The sequence below is a fragment of the Flavobacterium sp. genome (assembly GCF_044339515.1).
In the GTDB taxonomy this organism is placed as follows: Bacteria; Bacteroidota; Bacteroidia; order Flavobacteriales; family Flavobacteriaceae; genus Flavobacterium.
On record NZ_JBIIVK010000058.1, the window covers coordinates 1 to 20,412 of the forward strand.

Sequence of the window (20,412 nt, forward strand, 5' to 3'; positions counted from 1 at the left end):
AAAAGTAATTTTAGGTGAAAAATCGGGGTGGTCAATTTGAACCGAAATTGGGTGGTCACTTTCAACCGAAATCAGGTGGTCACTTTAAATCGGAATTGGGTGGTCAATTTGACCGGAATTTGCAATATATTTCATTACCTGTTTTTTGACTGTAGTATTTTGCTCTTCTAATACCTCGTTTCATTTTTCTGTAATAACCAGATAGGCTTGCTGATTTTAATAGTACAGTTTGTCCGTCAAACTCAAATCCTAAATAAATAAAATTTTTATTCCAATTAATTAATTTTCCATCTTGATATTCTTCTCCACATTCTAGTTTACCATTTTTATATTCAAATTGAAAAATTTGTGTTTTAGATGGTTGAATTTCAAGCTTATACTTTTTAATTTCTGTATACACTAATTCAACAAGATCTGCTTTTTTATTAAGTGGACATACAATAATCATATCGTCTGAATACCTCCTGTAAATACCACCAACACTTGAAGTGAAATCATTTATTAATTTATCGAAATGTAATAAATACATATTTGCCAAAACTGAACTTATAGGCGAACCTTGGGGTATTCCAAAATTTCTATAGACAATTTTATCATCTATAATTTTTGTTTTTGAGGGTTGTAATAATTTGTTCTTTACTTTAAAAAATTCCTTTTCCGAACAAAATGCAATTGCATCTTGGTTTCTTAGAAATTTAATTTTATCAATTTTCTTTCTTTTTCTTTTGAGTTTTACACCAAATTTGTTTGTTTTTTGGGTATAAATTTCATCTTTAAATTCTTCAAAAATATCTACAATGTCTACATGACTAAAACGTGTAATGTTTTTATAAACATTAAAATGATCATTTGGTAATTTGTCTACCTTTAAAACATCGCACCAAACCTCTCTAAGCAACTTATGGTCTAGATTATCAAAAAAACTTGAAATATCAAAAGCAATAACAGAAAACTCTTTTTGATCATACCCTAAAATATGTTTGAAAACATCATTGGCAAAATCAATATTACATTTGTTCGAACTATCTTCTTTATTAGGATTTATTGGAATAGAACGATATGCATTTACAACATCATTTAGATTAAAATCTGTAAGTTTATCTTCGTAACTTTCGTTTAATTGTTGTGAATAATAACTAAATATCAACGAATCTAAATGACTTGCATAAAATAACTCGCGTTTTTTTTCATTAGGATTTCGTAATACTTTTTTACCATTTTCTAATATAAATTCCAATTTACCAGTTATAGCATTATATTTTTTTCTGAACTTTTTTACTCTAGCAGTCCTGTGAATGAATGGCAAAAAAGCATGTTCTGCAACTTCTTCTTTTGAAGTTACATAAGGTTCAATCCATTTAAGTCTATCACAAGGATTTAAGGGTAGTCCTATATGCGGATACTTTTTGAGTTTGAACCAATCTTTTTCTATTTTTGTAGCCATTATTATTTTTAAAAAAGTGAGCAGCGAAGACCCAATGCGAAGCTATTTGCTTTTAGAATTTGTTTCCAAACTCCCGAAATATGCATGCTTTTTCGACACCTAAATGTCGCTCCGACTCAAACTGGGTAGCGAATATTAATTGTATATTTGTATCTAAAATCAAACAATATGACCTTAAATAAACATTCAATCGTAAAGGTTGCCCAAACAGTAATCAAACTGCTGGTTAACATAGTTTCCTTACTAGGAGTTGAAACGAATCACTCACTAATTTGGATTTCTGAAATACTTTACCCTCAATCGTTTACTTTTAACTTGCGTTAACTATCAAATTGAGCTTAACAAATCCTTTCGGATTATACCTTAAAACGCATACTTCAGCTCTTCAACTGCTCACAAATTTTTAAATTATTATATTGTATTAGTTTCTTCTTCCCCCTTGCAACGCCTCCCTCAAAACCTCCTGCAACAACATCTCATTATACCCTTGACTTTCCTTAATACTATTCTCCAACCCATCACAAAACGCCATTAATTCCTCCAACTTAGCCACAATTTGCTCTTGCTCGTGAAGGGGTGGAAGTGGAAAAAGGGTGTTTCTCATATCTCCTAATAACAAATTATTTATAGCAGAACCTCTTGATTTTTTTAATAGCCTTGGGGTTTCATTTATTATAAAGTTTTCTACAAATCGCATATTAGTATATTCTTTTAAAACTTTAATAACTGCTACGCTTTTTTGAAAAGTTGTATTTTTTGTTTTTTCATCCTCAGGTGCAAATGCGGACTTACCAATTGTTGCACCTGTGTTAACAATGCATAAATCTCCAGGTTCTAAATTTGTTCTTCTATGTGTTTCGAGAAAATCGTCATAAGTAATTTGTCTAGCACCATCATAAATAAATTGCCCATTTTGTATATCTTTTGCAGATAAAAAATAATATCCAGAATTTAGTTCATTTTTGCAATCGCCATGTTTACCATCAGTAATTAAAGTGCATATCTCTCCCAACCTACACCAAGCCCAATGCCCCGGAATTTCAAAAGGAATTTCATCATCTGTAATAGCCGGTAACTCTTTTTCTTTTTTGAGTTTTTTCTCCGCAATAAGTTGTGCTTTCTCGGTTTTAATTTTTTCAAGAAGTTGTTTTCCTGTTGCTGCCGTATTCGTGCTTTTTACTAACTTCCCTTCCATCGCTTCACGCAAAAACGCCTGACGAAGTTGTTTGATGAGGTCGAGTTGGTAGATGAGTTCGGAAGTAATATTTTCAATTATTGAGTTATTTTCAATAAGCTTTTTTACAATTCTTTTTTGTTCTTTGACATCTGTTGGTATTTCAACAATTAATGGGAGAATGTGTTTTGGCTTGATTTCCGTTTTTATTCCACCAGGCACTTGTTCTTTTAGTGCTTTTTTAAATTCTAAACTTTTCAAAAAATTAGTTAAGAAATCAATATCAATTTTTTCTTCATCAAATTCATAGGAAGAATAATGTATAGTTGCTACTACATCTTCTTCACCTTGATAAATATTCATTGCTCCTTTTTCAACATTAATTCCAGATATAACCAGATCACCTTTCTTAACTAATATCATATCAGTATTCGATGGTTTATCAGATAAAAATATTGTTCCTGCAAAATTAATTTTATCAATACGTTTTAAACCTTGAATAGCTTTATCATTTGGTTTATAACGCCCTTCACGGTTTTTTAAAAACTGCCCTAATTTTACTTTTTGCCAACTCATTATTTTATTTTATTTTTTAGTTGGTTTAATAAAAAATTACTTTTATCAAAAGAGGAGTGAAGCAATTCAATTAATTCAGTACTATTATATTCTTGTGTTTCTTCTTTTTTGGTTGGGTTTTTTATATCCAAATCATAGTTACGGTCTATAATTGTTTGAATATCTACTTTCCAAGCAATATCACTTTCTTGACGGTTATTCCACCATTTTTTTATTGGGTCAAATTCTTTTGCTTGTATTGGTTTGGTTTTGTTGTAAGCTTTGTAGCCTTCAGGTAATAAATGATCATAATACCACACTTCTTTGGTAGGTGTACCTTTAGTGAAAAACAATAAATTCGTTGCAACAGATGCATAGGGTTGAAATACAGAGTTAGGCAAACGGATAATGGTATGCAAATTACATTCTTCCAATAGTTTTTGGCGTACGCGTTGTTTTACGCCATCACCGGTTAACGAACCATCAGGCAATACAATGCCCGCTCTTCCGCCTTGTTTTAATAAGTGTATCATTAAAATTAAAAACAAGTCAGCACTTTCTTTCGTTCTAAAATTCTGCGGAAAGTTATTTTCGTTGTTATTCGCCACAATACCGCCAAAAGGTGGGTTAGCTAAAATAGCATTTACACGGTGTTTTTCTGTAAAGTTAGAAAGCGGTTGGTCTAACGCATCCCCAAAACGAATGTTCGGCACTTCCATATCGTGTAAAATCAAATTGGTCGTTGCCAACAAATAGGGTAGTGGTTTGTATTCCCAACCCATCACATTTTCAGCAATGCTTTGGCGTTCTTCTATACTGTTGGCTTGGGCTTTTAAATGCTCAATGGCACAGGTTAAATAACCACCCGTTCCACAGGCAGGATCTAATATTTTTTCGCCCAATTGTGGGTCAATCATTTCGGTAATAAAACTAGTAATGGCACGAGGCGTATAAAATTCACCACTTTTACCAGCACTTTGCAATCCTTTTAAAATGTTTTCATACAATTCGCCAAAAGCGTGTCGGTCTTTAGCAATGTTAAAGTCCATTTCATTGAGCTTGTTCAACACTTTCCGTATGTTGATGCCGCTTTTCATGTAGTTGTTGTTGCCTTCAAATACTTCACGAACAATCAAGGCTCTGCGGTTGCCGGTACTCACATCAATATTGCGTAAAGCAGGAAACAATTGGCGGTCTACAAATTCCAATAATTCGTCACCGGTCATGCCTTCGTCATCGCCAGCCCAATTGCCTTTTGCTTTCACCCAATGAAATTGATCCGGAATCGGAGAAACATAGTTGTCGTCTAATAATTCAAGTTCTTTATCTTTATCCGAGAATATTTTTAGAAACAGCATCCAACCGAGTTGTTCAATGCGTTGGGCATCACCGTTTAGTCCGGTGTCTTGCCACATGATGGTTTGTATAGATTTTAGGATGGAGGAGATGTTGGACATTTTAGTATTTTATTTTTTTAAATGTTTTTTTTAATTTTTAGAATTCTTTTTTTAATTAAAAAAGGAGTAAGCCTTTTAAAATCAACTACTTGACTTAATTATTTTTCTTTTTCTTTTTCAATTCTTTTTTTTTTTGCCAAAAAATAACTTCTGTCTGTTTTGGCACCTGATGTTTCTAAAACATCCTCTTTCACCAATTTATAGACACATTTACGGACATCAGAAATGTCTATATCTCCAATTTTTGAATGAATTGTTTTTATAGATATATTAGGAGTTATTTTTAGTACTTCTTCTATTAAAGCTTTCAATCGCGGTTGTTCAATGGTTTTTAAAGTTGGTTTTATATTAATTTTAGAGCTTGCAATTAATTTAGGATTAACCAAGTATTCTCTACCTTTTTTTTCTCCTCTATTAATTATAATAGATTGACTTGAAAGTCTGGAAATATAGGAACGCAAGCGATCTTCGTCTGTTAGTTGCAACTCTTTGGTTAATTGGGTAGCTAATATTTTTTTATGCCTTGTAATTACTCCAAGTGCGATAAATTCTTTTTGTGAGAGTTGGTAGTTTTTAGCTATAAAATCTAGTAAGAGAACCGCTTCTTCGTCTAAAATTTTGGAATATTGGGTTACTGACGTTGCATTGTAATCAGATGTTGGAATCGGAAACGCTTTAGCATCTCTACTCGTAATTTCGTAAATTAAGTTATATCCTGTTCCTTCTCCTTCCATTAATTTTAAGTCATGTAGAATTCTAATTAAATGGGGATTTCTTCTGTAGGTTGTGTGCAAAATATTATCTTTTGTAATCCCTAAAGGTAATCCACCCGGATTCGTAATTTCAAACCTATCTTGATATACTTTTATAAAAATATCTCCTGAAATAGTATAACTCTTATGGGCGATGGCATTGATTAGTAATTCTCTTATCAATCGTTCATCATAATGTCTGATTTTGTTACGAAAAAGTCCTTGCGGAAACTCATCATAATAAGTTAACTCAATGGCTTCTTTTTCAATTTCTAATAACAGTTCCTTTGGATTTTTTGAATAATCTTGCCAATCTTCTTTTCTGATTTTCTTTTCTAAATCGTCGTAAACAATATATTGCACTGTTAACGGATATACTAATCGGCTTCTTTGTGCGGCAGTTGCTAACCAAAGAACTCCTAAATTAGTTAACTTGCCTTTGTCAATTAGGTTGTAATGTTCAATTATTTCAATGTCTGATAACTCTTTAATATTGGTTTTAACTCGGTCAGATTTTCTAATTTCATCTGCAAACCATTGTAAATTAATTTCCGGTATCTCTGTGTATGAAATATTTCTTGGTTGTAACTCCCATTGAAAAGCATCTTTTTCACTCGCTAAACGAACAATATCTTCGCTTCTTGCGGGTTGGCATTGGTCACCAATTCGAATATAAATTTTTCCATCAGCTGTTGTGGCAACTGATTTTAATGTTGGGTAAACAGTAATGCTAAAAAATTGGCTTCCATTAGAATGAGTTTCTATTTCTCCAAGAAGAAAACCTACATTAAAACATAGTGATTTTAGTCTGGTAACAGTATCGTTAGCTAATTTAACCGATAGAGTTTGATTTAATGGTGGTTGTTTGTCTTTGTCTTCAATACCAATCACAATTTTACCACCTCGAACATTAGCAAATGCAACACTCGTAACAGCAAGATCTCTCAATCCCTCAGATTTGAGTTTTCCTGATGAATCAACAACTTTTTTTAAGCTTTTGTAATCTATGCCAATTCCTTCCTCCATTTTCAATCTTAAACTTTTCTATACAATTCGTTTTCTAATTCTTTAACTGCTTCTAAATAGTGTTGTTTGTTCCCGAAATGGCTTATAATTTCAATCGGTGAACCATATTCATCAAAAGGTTTTACTCGCAACACTTCAATACTTTCAATGTTTTCAACACCTTCATCGGCATATTTATCTAACAACGTTTCCAATACTTTTCGAGCTTGGTCGCCATACTTGGTAAAGTAGTTGCGTTTTTTCACATTGTTGGCTCGTTCCTTTCGTGATAGGGGTGGTTGGTCATACGCTACATGGCAAATCAAATCAAACAAATCTACTTGTTTATCCACCGCCTCATACAAAGCTTCCACCATCACACCTTGCTCTTGCAACTCTTTAATGAGGGCTTCTTTTTTATCCGCTTCATTCCATTTTAATAAGAAATCATCCAAAGAAGCAAATTTTTGTTGTATGATATTTTTGGTATAGTCTTTTAAACTAATCGTGATAGGTTTTCCTTGGTTGTCAAAATACAATTCACGACTCACCAACACCGAAACATCAACTCCATTGATATATTGCTTTGGTCTTTTTACAAAAGGTTCAATCGGTTCATTAACCGTTCTTACTTTGGGTGGTGCAATCACAATTTCTTCTCCCGTAAGGTCATCATTGAGGGGTGTTTCGTCCATTTCTTCCTCCGCCAAAACATCACTTAAGTTTACATCCTCTGTTAATGGTTTTACACGAAGTGGGTCACCATCAAAATCAGGGTCAGCAAAATTGTCAGTAGCATTTCTAAAATCTAAAATGGTAAAGTATAATTTGCCAAACTCCTCATTAATTCGTGTTCCTCTACCAACAATTTGCTTAAACTTCGTCATCGAATTGATGTTGGCATCCAACACTATCACTTTACACGTTTGAGCATCTACTCCGGTAGTCATTAATTCAGAGGTAGTTGCAACAACAGGATATTTTTCTTCGGGATTGATAAAGTTGTCCAATTCTCTTTTTCCTTCGTCATTATCGCCCGTAATTTGCATCACATATTTGTAATTTTCACTTACTAAATCAGCATTGTGTCGGGCAATGGCATTTCGCATGCGTTCGGCATGGTCAATATCTACACAAAAAATAATGGTTTTAGCAAAGCGGTCAAAGCCTTTTAAATATTCCGTTACTTTTTTGGCTACCACATCAGTACGTTCGTCAATTACCAAGTTGCGGTCAAAATCTTTTCGATTGTAAATACGGTCTTCAATTTCATTTCCTTCTTTGTCGGTTTTTCCTTGTTCAGGGCGATACCCTTCTGCATCTACATTCAATGCTATCCGCATCACTTTATAAGGAGCTAAGAAACCATCATCAATACCTTGTTTAAGTGAATAGGTGTAGATAGGTTCACCGAAATATTCAGTGTTACTGGTTTCTTTCGTTTCTTTGGGTGTAGCGGTCAAACCAATGTGGGTTGCATTGCCAAAATAAGTTAGTATTTCACGCCAAGCACTGTCTTCTTTAGCACTTCCACGATGACACTCATCAATGATAATTAAGTCAAAAAAGTCGGGCGAAAATTGTTTGTAGGCATTGGCTTCTTCATCAGCACCCGATAAACCTTGATACAAAGCCAAATAAATTTCATAACTTTTATCAATCATTCGGTTTTTAACCACCGTCATTTTATCCTTAAAATGCTTAAAGTCTCCTCGTTTAGTCTGGTCTATCAACGCATTTCGGTCGGCAAGAAATAAGATTCGCTTTTTAGTGCCACTTTTCCAAAGTCTATAAATTATTTGAAAAGCGGTATACGTTTTACCTGTTCCGGTTGCCATGACCAATAAAATCCTATTTTGTCCATTTGCAATGGCTTCTACGGTGCGATTTATGGCAATTTGTTGGTAATACCTCGGTTTACGACCCGAACCATCAGAAAAGTATTTTTGAGTAGAAATTTTTTCTCCTTGTACTGTAACAATGCCTTTGTATTGTTTATATTTTTCCCATAATTGAGCAGGACTTGGAAAATCTTCTAAAGATAATTCTTGTTCAATATCTTCATCAGTGGCTGTTCGGTCATGATACACAAAACCATCACCATTGCTACTAAATACATTGGGAATATCTAATATTCGGGCATAATTCAATGCCTGTTGAATACCTGCTCTTACACTGTGTTTATTGTCTTTCGCTTCGATAATCGCAATCGGATTATCTTGGTAGTACAAAAGATAGTCAGCTCGTTTGCGTTCACCACGAGCGGTCATTTTTCCTCGAACATAAATCTTTCCATCCGTAAAAGAGACTTCTTCTAATACTTGCGTAATCAAATCCCATCCTGCATTTTTTAATGCCGGTGAAATAAATTTTGAACAAATATCTCTTTCCGATAATGATTTTTTATCAATCATTTACTTTTTATTATATATCTCCAAACCTAATAAAAATTCCTCATTTTAACAACTATTTCTTACAGTAATGAAATTGTTGTCAAAACATAATCTCAACAAAGTTAGTAACCCAAAAGGATACTATTTTACGGATTCCCGCATTCTCTAAAAAAAAATCAAAGGAGTTCACCCACCACCCGGCAGGTTTTTGTTTTTGGAATGGCTAAGCTAAGAAAATCTTTTCACAAATAAAAACACCGGTCAAGTGGTTAAATAAAAAGAGATACTTATTTTTGAAAAATAGTGATGATAAACAAAATGATGAACCAACCAAAGCAAATAAAGAATACACTACTTTTTGTAATGATGATAATTTCCATTCATGCATTGGCTCAAACGAGTGAATTACAAGGAAAATGGATACTCGATAAAGTAGTAACCAATAAGGGAGAACCATTGGAAATTAACAATGAGCGGTATTCCAATGAACTCATTTACAGCATCAAACCAAATGAATTACAAATCAATGACCAAAAATTTAAAGCTCAATTTTCTACTTCTAAAATCAAAACACCTTTCAGAAGTATAAACTATTCCTTTGAAGGTAACTATTTAAAAATAAGCGATCCCTCCATCGATCGAATAGAATACTTTTTAAAAGCGGATAAGTATGTAGCCAAATACCCGGAATTTAAAATGAAAGAAATAGTCAGAGAGCAAGACACACTTTTGGTGGCCAATGCAATCACCGATTATGATTTTAATAATGAATTGATTTTAGATGATTTTATCAATAAAAATATGCCCATTAGGGAGTCAAAAAAGTACAATAACCTCTATTTTAAAATCGAGTTTGTTTTAACAAAAGAGAACAAAATCAAAGAAATTAAAATTCTTGAGCCTATTTCACCTGAGTTTGATAACAATTATCTAAAAGCCTTAAAAAAAGCAGCCCCTTTTTTTAAAAACAATACCAACAAAAATCTTGTCATTCATATTGAAAAACATTACGTCCAATTTTATGAAGACAGAGAAGACCCAAATGAAAGAAAACTGCATGAAATTTTGTTAAAGGCGGATGCTCTATACCGTAACAATAAATTTGAAGAAGCAATTGTAGAATACAATAAAATCAAAGCATTACCAATTAAAAATAACCATTATAAAATGACCATCAATGACGCTTTAAAAAATTTAGCCATTTCATACCTCGCTACCGGAAATCAAAACCTAGCCTGCGAAAATTTTAAATTAGTAGGTAATATTACCGATTTTTCAGTGAGAAATTATTTGCTTGATTTTTGTAAAGAAGAATAGAGAATAGAAAATTAGTCCTTAGTGAATAGTCCCCAGTGAATAGTCCTCAGTGACCAAAGTCCCAATCGTCCCCACCGTCCCCAACATCCCCACTGCAAAAAAAATCACCCACCTAATACCCATCCGCCACCAACAACGAAATCGGCCTATGGTCACTCGTCTTAAATTTAGCCGGTTGATTAGCATTGGTTTTGGCATGGATAGTGTGTTCCACAAAACCCGATTTTGGCTTTACTTTTGGGCCACTGGAATTTCTGTTAACAAATTCTTGCGTAAATAATATATGATCAATCAATTGTTTTCGGGTAACATCTACCGGTAAATCGGGTAAGTTGTAGGTGGCAACGTTATCAAGTGCCCAGCGTTCGATGCGGTCGTTAAACTCTGTTGACCATCGCAAATGTTCCTCATAATCAAAAAGAGCGTGATTCAAAAAGCGGTTAGCAAAAAAAATGTCCCCTTGAATATTGGAAATCAAATCAAAAAATAAAAACTGCCGTTCAAAAAATTCTCGTCCAGGTCCGTCATTCAAGTCACCACATACAATAATCCTGGGGTTGGCTTCTTGCTCAAAACGTTGGTTGATATACATCCGCACATCATATGCTTCCGTAGCCAACTTTACTCTGGCTTTTAAAGCTTCAGCTACATAATTTTCGGTCAAATTTTTGTCGGCATCAAACGGATTTACTTGATTGATTTTGCTCTTTAAATGTACCCCAATAATTTCTACTTCATAGCCATTTAAATCCAAAACTAAGGTCTGCGGGTGTCGCCAGTGCGATAGTTTAGAGGCATTCATTTTCCCCCAATAGTTAACATTCCATTGCTTCTGTCCGGTTAATCCAAACCAAATAGAAGGCTCCTGTACTTTTACAAAGTGAGCAGTATAAAACGCTTGTTTAATCAAAAACCATATCCATTGATTCCCTGTGGTGGAAGTCCCTTCCATGCCATACAGTTTTTTGATAGCTTCCCTTGGATTACCGAGATTGTCAGCGATTAAATCAGCAGTACCCTCAATCATAGCAACCTTATACGCACCATTCAAACCACCTTCATCAGTAGGCTTATCAACCCATTCCTGAATAAGAAGAGGATCGCCCGGAGCTTCAATCAAACACAATACATCCGGTTCCATTTCGGCTATTTGCAACGAAATTCGCATTAACCTTCCTTTGTTATCAATAGCATTCATGTCAGCCAAAGGCTTGGCTAAGTGTTCAATATTCCATGTTGTTAGTTTCATATTTTTAGCAATTAATGAATAATAATGCAATACAAGTGATAAAGCTACAAAGAACTCCTGCAGTGTACCACCTCGAATAAAAAAATAGATAAGGGAATAAATCCTACCGACCGGCAGGAACTTGTTTTTGGAATAACGAATATATAAATAATTGTGTTACAATCACATAAATCCAAAATTTATTTTCAAAGAACAATAAGATTAGTCCTTAGTGAATAGTCCCTAGTCCTTAGTTTCTCCCTTTTTGAAAAAATAATCCCCAAAGTCCCCAAGTCCCCAAGTCCCCATCGTCCCCCAAGTCCCCACTGTCCCCTCCAAAGAACCATTTACACTACTTTAGGTAAATTGGCTTCAAGCTCAACCAATTCAGCCTCTTTTTGAGCATAATTCTGCACCACCAAATACGCCAAAATAGCCAAAGGCACACCCAAAAACGAACTAATCATCTCAACAGTAGTCGAAGAAATAAAATTCTCAAGTGTTTCTTCTTTAAATGCCATTTTAAGGACATAATTACCTAAATAATTGGTGATAATCCATAATGTCCACCAAAGACCTATTAATACCCCGTTGGTAGCAACTTGCTTTCCGGAAAGCTTGGCAATCATCTGACTTGTTTTGTTATCCAATTCCTTCATAATATGAAAAGGACGATACAAAGAAATAATCGGTACAAACCAACTCCCCGCAGCCCAGCCATCACTGTGTTCACATCTACCTGTTCGAACCTGTAAATTATAATAAGCCCTGCGAAACCACTGTATAAAAAACACGGCACTCACAATCAAGGCAATCAAGTACACCAAACCAATCAACTGTTCACGGCTATCATTGGCTGCAATCGCCTCATCCGACACATAAAAACCCTCTTTAAAATCATTCAACATACCCAATTGCAAATAAGAAGAAAATCCTGAGATAGTATCCAATAATAACATCACCCCTAGCATAAACATAGCTAATTTTGCCCGTTGAGCATTGGGTTTCAATAACAACCTTTGCTCACTAACATCCAACACCACCGTAGCGTCTTTGTCATAATATTTACAGGAAGTATCAGGTTCCAACATATGTCCTCTAATGTTACAAATATCGGTAGGAGCAAAGTCCCCTTTTTTACGATTCAAACACGTTTTGCAAATTAAAATTTGAGCCTCTGTCATCTCACAAGTATTAAGTCAAACAATTAGTTTTTCAAACATAAGAAAAATAAAACAAATAAAGGAAACTCCTTTTTGTAAAGCTATTTTAATACAAGACATACTGATTTTGCAACCGCCGCGGCGGGCCGGGGCAACAAAATCAGTTAAGACAGAAAAAAACCGTATTCAGAACAAATATTATATTGAAAACTGATAAGCTGATTTTGCTCCCTTTAGGGTTGGGGCAATCAAAATCAGCAAAGACAGAAAAAAACCGTATTTAGAACAAATATTATAATGAAAACCAATAAACTGATTTTTCTCCCTTTAGGGTCGGGGCAAACAAAATCAGCAAAGACAGAAAAAAACCGTATTCAGAACAAATTTTATATTGAAAACTGATAAGCTGATTTTGCACCCTTTAGGGTTGGGCAAACAAAATCAGCAAAAGCAGAAAAAAACCGTATTTACAACAAATAATCTAATGAAAACCCATTAACTGATTTTGCTCCCTTTAGGGTCGGGGCAATCAAAATCAGTAATTTTGCTCCCTTTGTGTCAGGGCAAACAAAATCAGTCTTACAAAAACTCTAGTATCCAGCAAACAAAATCAATTTATTTAATTAATAACTCTTCCTTTATTTTTTCTAATACGAATGACAAATTATTGATGACTAATTCATTTTTAAAACGAATAACTTTTAAACCATTAAAATTTAAATTCTTTTCTCTTTCTAAATCTTTAATTTTTTGTTCTTCATTTTCATGATAACCGCCATCAAGTTCAATAACTAATTTATTTTTATGATTGTAAAAATCAACGATATAAAGACCAATGGGATGTTGTCTTCTAAACTTTTGGCCGTTCAATTTATTTCCTTTTACTGCTTCCCACAGTATTTGTTCAGCAGTAGTCATTCTGTCACGAAGTGCTTTGGCTCTTAAAAATATTTCTGCAGGAGCTCCCTTCCACATGGAATCATCGTGTTGATTGTCGTTTTTTTTATCTTTTTTCATACAATAGAATTACATCTACAAATTAAAAAAAAATAATACTTGTTTGTTTTTTTCTTTCCCCGACCCTAAAGGGCGGAAAAAAACCGTATTTACAACAAATCATCTCCTGAAAACGCATAAACTGATTTTGCACCCTTTAGGGCCGGGGCAAACAAAATCAGCAAAAGCAGAAAAAAACCGTATTTAGAACAAATCATCTACTGAAAACGCATAAACTGATTTTGCTCCCTTTAGGGCCGGGGCAAACAAAATCAGCAAAAGCAGAAAAAAAACCGTATTTAGAACAAATCATCTCCTGAAAACCCATAAACTGATTTTGCTCCCTTTAGGGTTGGGGCAACAAAATCAGTTAAGACAGAAAAAAACCGTATTCAGAACAAATATTATATTGAAAACTGATAAGCTGATTTTGCTCCCTTTAGGGTCGGGGCAAACAAAATCAGCAATCTTGCTCCCTTTAGGGTCGGGGCAAACAAAATCAGCAAAAGCAGAAAAAACCGTGCTTCGAACAAATTATCTAATGAAAACAAGTAAACTGATTTTGCACTCCGCTCAAAACCACCCCATAAATCCAATCACCAACCGACAACCGAAAACCGAAAACCGACAACCGAAAACCGAAAACCGAAAACAAAAAACCCCCACCGAAGCAGGGGTCTTTCCATCAAAAAACCAACCCTAAACCACCTCTAAAATTTGAAGCACATTATACGCGCCATTATTTAAAGGATAGTTCACACCATTAATCGCTTGATAAAATTCAATCAGTAATAAATACAACTGATTGCCACTTCCTGCCGGAACAGCACTCGGAGTCAAAACAGTCGTCACAGGCGTAGCACCATAAACAAACACCTCCTCAGGACTGTAACTAATGTCCGAAATACCAGTTTCAAAATCCAAGTTCAGAAAAGCACTCTGCATCGAAAAATGAGTAGTTCCCTCAGGAATACGCAACTGAACTTCCGGTACAAAAGAATTCACCGTCAATGCTCCGGTGGTGGTATCCAAATCAAGTATACCAAAAAACACACTCGACAACGAAGCTTTGCTGTTAAAATCAAAACCTTTCAAAAGCTCCTTTCCGGCTGCCGTTTGAAGTCCTACCGCAACCTGACGTTCCCCACGAGCACTCGAACTGTCTAAGTTCTTTAACGTACTCATGACCTTCACAAGTCTACTCGACAATCGCTTGTCTTTCACTTTAAACACTAATTGCCCTGCGGCAACACGCAACATTCTACCCGCACTGGCACTGTGGCCAAATTCCGTCCCGTTCTCACGAGTTCGGGCAAATGCCGGGTCGTTCATAATGCGTTGTTTGCTCACACCTCCTTTAGTGCGAACCAAGAGCCCGTCTTGACTCTTGTAGAAAGTAAGGTCCTCCAAGGTACCGTTTACTTTCAAAAGGCTAATTTGCTTTGCCATAATAAAAAAAATTAAATTGTTAATAATGAGGCAAAGCTAAAGAGCCAAAAAAGTACCAATTACTATTTGGGTGCATTCTGGTATTGAACGGTATAACAAAGGATAAAGTTTCTGAAACACGAACCATAATGAAAAAAGTAGTGCAAAGCTTCCATTTTTTAGCAATTGAAGTTAAGAAAGTAAAAACGAAAAAGGAATAATTAAAAAGAAGTAAAAAGAAGAAAAAAAATGAATAAAAAGAAAAGTAAAGCACAAAAGTGACAATTTAGGTATAAAAGTGTCGAATAAAGAAGGTAAAGTATTGATAAACAGTTGAATAAATAACAACATAAAGCATTGCTAAAATCAAAAATTTAGGAAGTGACAAAATTATTACTTAAAACACAATGGACTTATTAACAAATTTTTGCATTACAAGGAATGATAAGTTTTTTTGCAAAGCCTTTAAATTACTATTATAAGATAAGATAATTTACTTTTTAATAAAAAAGATGTTCAGAATTCAGGTTTTTATGTTAATAACTTGATTTTTTTTCATTAGATTGTTTATTTATTTTTGACGTAAGTTTTTTTGGAATAAAAAAAGGACTTTTTATAAATTAACTTAAAGAAATAGAAATGGAAAATTACCCAAAATTTGACCTACTAATGAGTAACTTAAAATGGAAAAAAATGAGAAAAAAATCCCAATTCGGATAAGGGTAGAGGATGCCGCAGCTATATTGGGAGTTTCTTTACGATCAGCTAGTAAAGTATTAAGAGAAATATCGGCCAAAAGTAAAAAGCCAAATAAGAAAGTAGTAACATTGAAAGAGTTTTGTGACCACAATGGCTTTTCAATGGAAGAAATAAAATTGCATTTTTTAGGTATAGTAGATTAATCAATCGCTACTAATGATTAACATTACAATTAACCGGCTGGTCAATTTTTATCGAACAGCAACTACTTCAAAATACACAGACTGTTTCAACTGCAAAGGTTGAAGCATACCCTGATATTCTTCATATTGTTGTAAGACAACAAAAACAAAATCACCACTCGATTTTTCCGCAGGCTCAGGCACTGTTAGGCTAGAAGGAAACTTAGCCACAGAAGAAACCATAATAGGTTCACTCATAATCATTTCAAAAGTCAAATCCTCCGCATTCAATCGAATCAATCCAACGCCAACAGAGATTGCTTTTACCGTTGTTGGTAAATGATGATTTACACGAAAAGTCGAACGTATCATCAAGGTAGAACTAGACCAATCCATTTCAACATGATCATGTAAAGTTGCCCCTTTAGGTGCTTCCTCTGGAATGGAAAAGCCAATTAACAAAGGTTTTGAAGTTTCATGCTGTAAACCCACAGCAACATTTCGTTTTCCTCTTTCAGACGTAACGTCCAAATTTTTTATTCCACTAAACAATTTCACTAAACGATTATGCAAACCACCAGAATAGGAGGGCGGAAACAAAGGCTCCACCATCAACCGAAACGCCCGCGATAACTTCGAAACCATCCCAAACTCTTCCCCATTTTGACGAACCTTCACCATGCTGGGATCCGATTTAATTTTCTTTCCATTAAATCCACCCCCTGCTTTCCTAACATACTGTTGCCCATTCACCGTATAAAAATTCAAACCGTCAATCGTTCCATTAATTTGAAACAAACTTTTTACTTTTCCCATTTTTTGATATATTTGTAATGCTTTTTGTTAAATACTAACACAAATAGCAATTCCCCTGTAAATTTAGTAAAAAAATTAACTCACAATACTACCAATATAATACTAGTATAGTAGAGGTATAGTACTAGTATAGCATATAATCCCCTGGTCAAAGCCTGATCAAAGCCTAGTCAAAACTTGCCCAAAGCCAACCCATTAATAATAAACAAACAACCAAGCAAAGCAACTTTGCGTCTCTGCGTCTTTGCGAGAAACCCCAAAAGCGAAGCGTCCTAGCGTTCTTCGTGCCTCCTTAGCGTACTTTGCGGTTAAAAAAAATCAATTAAGCGAAGCGTCTTAGCGTCTCAGCGTCTTTGCGAGAAAAAAAACCAAGCGAAGCGTCTTAGCGTTCTTAGTGCCTCCTTAGCGTACTTTGCGGTTAAAAAAACCGTGTTCCATTAAAAAACACACTATTTTCATCGCAAATTTGCAAATTGCTCCTTAATTTCTTAATGGTAAAAAAAACAACCAACCAACCAAAGCAACTTTGCGTCTCAGCGTCTTTGCGAGAAAAAAAACCAAGCGAAGCGTCCTAGCGTTCTTAGTGCCTCCCTTGCGTACTTTGCGGTTAAAAAAAAAATCAATTAAGCGAAGCGTCTTAGCGTCTCTGCGTCTTAGCGAGAAACCCCAAAAGCGAAGCGTCTTAGCGTTCTTAGTGCCTCCTTAGCGTTCTTTGCGGTTAAAAAAACCGTGTTCCATTAAAAAATATACTATTTTCACCGCAAATTCGCAAATTGACACATTGCCGAATTGACACATTGCCCCATTACCATTAAACCTTTTCCCAAAACAAAAGTCTTATCCTCAAATCCACATTCATGGAAAAGCATCATTTAGTATCCCTTCGGTTAGGGTTTTCTACGCAACAAGCCCCACAAGTAGAGCAACTGGGACTCTCCAAGTTCATTGCCTCGCAATTGAACACCACAGACACTATCGCCGTACCGGATTTTTTAAAAGACGCACCCAAAACTTTGCGGGAATTACAAGCCCTTCGTAAACAAACTGCCGCACAACCCAACAGCGAGAAATTAGCCAAAGACATCATTAAAAAAGGATTCGAATGGAAAGCCTTTGTGTTGCAACGTTGCTTTGAAACCAAAACCCCTTTGCGGGAAAAAATCAACTTGTACTTTCAAAATCATTTTGTTACGACGCTCAAAGGGGTGAAAGTGCCGTATTGGAGTTATACCTATTACAAAACCATACACGACCATGCCCTGGGGAATTATAAAACCTTGGTGAAAGAAATGGTGTATTCCAATGCTATGATCATGTATTTAGACAACCAACAAAACAAAAAAGGCAGCAGCAACGAAAACTTAGCCCGAGAATTGTTGGAACTGTTTACGTTAGGGGAGGGCAACTATTCGGAAGCGGATATTAAAAACACCGCCTTGGCCTTAGCCGGTTTAAACTTTGGCGAAGAAAAAGGAATGTACAGACCGTTTTTAAAAGACAATTCCACCAAAACCCTCTGGGGAAAATCAGGGAATTTTACCATTGATGAGGTGATTGACCTCATTTTTGAACAGCCCAATACAGCTTATTTTCTCTCGGAAAAAGTGTTGAAATGGTTTTTTGAAGACCAGCCCAACCCTAATAAAATCAAACGTTATGGTGATTATTTAATCCAACAGCAATTTGAATTGAAACCCTTTTTTCAGTACCTGTTTGAAAATGAATGCATGACGGACAAAGGAGGCACACAATTGAAAAATCCATTGGTGTATCTCCTTCAAGTGTACAACGATTTAAACCTCAAACCGAACTATACACTCATGGTCTTTTGGTTGAAAAACCAAGGCATGGACCTCTTTGATCAACCTAATGTAAAAGGCTGGAAAGGCGGAAAAGATTGGCTCACCGCTCAAATTTATGCGGATAGAAATCAGTTCATTGATTTTATCATTAACGGTAGTCAACAATACGCCAATCGACTCAGTAAGCGATTAGAGAAGTTTGATGTCGGAAAGATTTCGTTTGAGCCACGAGTAGCCATTACTAATGGTAAAAGTGCTCAAGCCATTTTAGAAGAACTCACGCAACGCATGGTTTTTGCCACTAACGAGGAAATGTGGGCAGAACTCCACCAACTACTCAAGTATGATTTTGATGTACAAGCAGAAAACGCTTCTAAAAGCATTTTAACCGTGTACCAATACTTAGCCAAATCACCTGAATTTCAACTCATCTAACCATGGAAAGAAGAAAGTTTATCCAATTAACGGCTACCGGAACAGGGGGGATGTTACTGTTGCCAAACTTTTTAACGGCACAGTCGTTATGGACTGCCGAGACCAATTTGCTTACCGACGAAGTGGTGGTATTCATTCAGCTCAATGGCGGTAACGATGGGTTAAATACCTTTATCCCGTTTGATAATCCGTTGTATTATGACAACCGTCCGTCCATCGGAATTGGGAAACAGCAAATCATCAATGCCATCAACGGCATGGGTTTTCATCCCGCTTTAAAAGACTTAGCGACCATTTCGCAGGACGGAAACCTGAGTATCATTCAAAATGTGGGCTATCCGGAACCTAATCGGTCGCATTTCAGAAGCATTGAAATTTGGCAAACTGCTTCGGATAGTCATCAATACTTAGACAACGGGTGGTTAGGAAGGTTTTTGGAAATCCAATGCAAAGACGAAACACTGGCTGCTTTGAATGTGGATAGTATTGATAATTTGGCACTCAAATCATCATTACTGAACAGCGTAACGGTGAAAGACTTTGCTAAAATCAGAAGCTATGGAGCGGGAGAAAAGGAGCTAACCTTATCGGACAATCCGCAATTGGACTTTGTGCGAAAGTTGCAATTTGCTTCTTTAGAAGGTATGGAAGAAATTCAAAAAGCTTTAAAAAATGGCAATGCATTGGATGAAACCTACAGCAATAACGAACTCGCTAAAAACCTACAATGGATTGGCAAATTAATCAAAGGCAATTTACAATCAAAAGTCTATTACACCTCTTTGAACGGTTTTGATACCCATAAAAATCAAACCACCCTTCATCAAAAGCAATTGACCATTCTGAACGATGCGGTTTACTCGTTTTATAAAGACATGAAGAAGCACAATCTATTGCAACGCGTAACTATGGTGGTCTTATCAGAATTTGGCCGTAGGGTGAAAGAAAATGGCACCGGAACAGACCACGGCACTGCCGGTCCGATGCTCGTAATCGGTGGAAAAAACAAAGGCAAAATAATAGGGAATAACCCCAATCTTGCCACCTTAGACAAAGGCGATTTACTACACGAAATTGATTTTAGAAGCGTGTATGCCGCCTTACTCCAAAGCAAGTTTAATTTTGAAGCCACCCAAATTGGTATAGATAATGCTCCGTTGAAAGGATTGTTTTAAGCTGAAAATGGCGTAGTAATGCGACTTGGGATATTCTTTCGGGTTTACTTCATGTAGTAGGGTAGATACCTTTTTTTGGATTTGTTTTGCAGAAGGTTTACTAGGTAATTACTATTTGTTGGGGGTGTTGGGAGAGGGGGTTGGGTGGATGACGTCCCTCCGTCAGCGTTCAGTGACAACTAGTAGCATGGACCGAATAAATATAACTAAAATTTAATTACATCAGCGTACTTTCCTGACTTGCCCAAGCCTTGCCATTTGTGCAAACCGCTGTGCTTGTTGCACAACTCCCCAAATATACCAAAAAAATCTTGCAAAAAAGATTCACTTTTTGTAATTTTAGTCATGCAAGGAAAAAAAGAACTCACCCCAAAAATGCTCTACCAAGTTC

At 35.5% G+C, this 20,412-nt stretch carries 15 protein-coding genes; 5 read left to right on the forward strand and 10 right to left on the reverse strand.

The window, feature by feature from the left end; all coding sequences use genetic code 11:
* Positions 1 to 103: 103 nt before the first annotated feature.
* The 5 genes from ACIQ0M_RS13335 to hsdR form a co-directional block, all read right to left on the reverse strand.
* Positions 104 to 1,444, reverse strand: coding sequence for a reverse transcriptase domain-containing protein (locus ACIQ0M_RS13335; RefSeq protein ID WP_396153059.1), 1,341 nt, complete (start codon positions 1,442 to 1,444; stop codon positions 104 to 106).
* 421 nt (positions 1,445 to 1,865) lie between these two features.
* Positions 1,866 to 3,194: a restriction endonuclease subunit S gene (locus tag ACIQ0M_RS13340; RefSeq protein ID WP_396153061.1), complete on the reverse strand. Its 1,329-nt coding sequence runs from the start codon at positions 3,192 to 3,194 to the stop codon at positions 1,866 to 1,868.
* Positions 3,194 to 4,630: an N-6 DNA methylase gene (locus tag ACIQ0M_RS13345; RefSeq protein ID WP_396153063.1), complete on the reverse strand. Its 1,437-nt coding sequence runs from the start codon at positions 4,628 to 4,630 to the stop codon at positions 3,194 to 3,196. The genes ACIQ0M_RS13340 and ACIQ0M_RS13345 overlap by 1 nt, the downstream gene beginning before the upstream one ends.
* A gap of 98 nt (positions 4,631 to 4,728) precedes the next feature.
* On the reverse strand, positions 4,729 to 6,408 hold the full coding sequence (locus ACIQ0M_RS13350) for an ATP-binding protein (RefSeq protein WP_396153065.1): 1,680 nt from the start codon (positions 6,406 to 6,408) through the stop codon (positions 4,729 to 4,731).
* A gap of 8 nt (positions 6,409 to 6,416) precedes the next feature.
* Positions 6,417 to 8,798 (reverse strand): EcoAI/FtnUII family type I restriction enzme subunit R, encoded by a 2,382-nt coding sequence (hsdR, locus tag ACIQ0M_RS13355; RefSeq protein ID WP_396153087.1) that lies wholly within the window; start codon positions 8,796 to 8,798, stop codon positions 6,417 to 6,419.
* Between the two features lie 300 nt (positions 8,799 to 9,098).
* Between hsdR and ACIQ0M_RS13360 the strand changes: the two genes are divergently transcribed.
* Positions 9,099 to 10,097, forward strand: coding sequence for a hypothetical protein (locus ACIQ0M_RS13360; RefSeq protein WP_396153067.1), 999 nt, complete (start codon positions 9,099 to 9,101; stop codon positions 10,095 to 10,097).
* 112 nt (positions 10,098 to 10,209) lie between these two features.
* On the opposite strand, the gene ACIQ0M_RS13365 is transcribed toward ACIQ0M_RS13360, so the two are convergent.
* From ACIQ0M_RS13365 to ACIQ0M_RS13375, 3 genes are all read right to left on the reverse strand, one after another.
* The gene (locus ACIQ0M_RS13365; RefSeq protein WP_396153069.1) at positions 10,210 to 11,346 is read right to left on the reverse strand and encodes a hypothetical protein; all 1,137 of its coding nucleotides are present in this window, start codon (positions 11,344 to 11,346) and stop codon (positions 10,210 to 10,212) included.
* Positions 11,347 to 11,672: 326 nt separating this feature from the next.
* A complete protein-coding gene (locus ACIQ0M_RS13370) occupies positions 11,673 to 12,509 on the reverse strand; it encodes a DUF4328 domain-containing protein (protein WP_396153071.1) in 837 nt (278 codons plus the stop codon).
* A 594-nt stretch (positions 12,510 to 13,103) separates the two neighbouring features.
* Positions 13,104 to 13,505: an endonuclease domain-containing protein gene (locus ACIQ0M_RS13375; RefSeq protein WP_396153073.1), complete on the reverse strand. Its 402-nt coding sequence runs from the start codon at positions 13,503 to 13,505 to the stop codon at positions 13,104 to 13,106.
* A 388-nt stretch (positions 13,506 to 13,893) separates the two neighbouring features.
* Between ACIQ0M_RS13375 and ACIQ0M_RS13380 the strand changes: the two genes are divergently transcribed.
* Complete coding sequence (locus tag ACIQ0M_RS13380; protein WP_396153075.1) at positions 13,894 to 14,187, forward strand: hypothetical protein; 294 nt, start codon at positions 13,894 to 13,896, stop codon at positions 14,185 to 14,187.
* On the opposite strand, the gene ACIQ0M_RS13385 is transcribed toward ACIQ0M_RS13380, so the two are convergent.
* Entirely contained in the window at positions 14,184 to 14,933 is a 750-nt protein-coding gene (locus tag ACIQ0M_RS13385) for a hypothetical protein (RefSeq protein ID WP_396153077.1), read from the reverse strand. The two genes, ACIQ0M_RS13380 and ACIQ0M_RS13385, sit on opposite strands and share 4 nt — an antisense overlap.
* Positions 14,934 to 15,595: 662 nt before the next feature.
* Between ACIQ0M_RS13385 and ACIQ0M_RS13390 the strand changes: the two genes are divergently transcribed.
* Positions 15,596 to 15,814: a hypothetical protein gene (locus ACIQ0M_RS13390; protein ID WP_396153079.1), complete on the forward strand. Its 219-nt coding sequence runs from the start codon at positions 15,596 to 15,598 to the stop codon at positions 15,812 to 15,814.
* Between the two features lie 48 nt (positions 15,815 to 15,862).
* Here ACIQ0M_RS13390 and ACIQ0M_RS13395 read toward each other — a convergent pair whose 3' ends face one another.
* The gene (locus tag ACIQ0M_RS13395; protein ID WP_396153081.1) at positions 15,863 to 16,609 is read right to left on the reverse strand and encodes a hypothetical protein; all 747 of its coding nucleotides are present in this window, start codon (positions 16,607 to 16,609) and stop codon (positions 15,863 to 15,865) included.
* Between the two features lie 857 nt (positions 16,610 to 17,466).
* Between ACIQ0M_RS13395 and ACIQ0M_RS13400 the strand changes: the two genes are divergently transcribed.
* Together ACIQ0M_RS13400 and ACIQ0M_RS13405 are read left to right on the forward strand one after the other, a co-directional pair.
* Positions 17,467 to 18,846 (forward strand): DUF1800 family protein, encoded by a 1,380-nt coding sequence (locus tag ACIQ0M_RS13400; RefSeq protein WP_396153083.1) that lies wholly within the window; start codon positions 17,467 to 17,469, stop codon positions 18,844 to 18,846.
* 2 nt (positions 18,847 to 18,848) lie between these two features.
* A complete protein-coding gene (locus tag ACIQ0M_RS13405; RefSeq protein ID WP_396153085.1) occupies positions 18,849 to 20,021 on the forward strand; it encodes a DUF1501 domain-containing protein in 1,173 nt (390 codons plus the stop codon).
* The last annotated feature ends 391 nt before the right edge of the window (positions 20,022 to 20,412 follow it).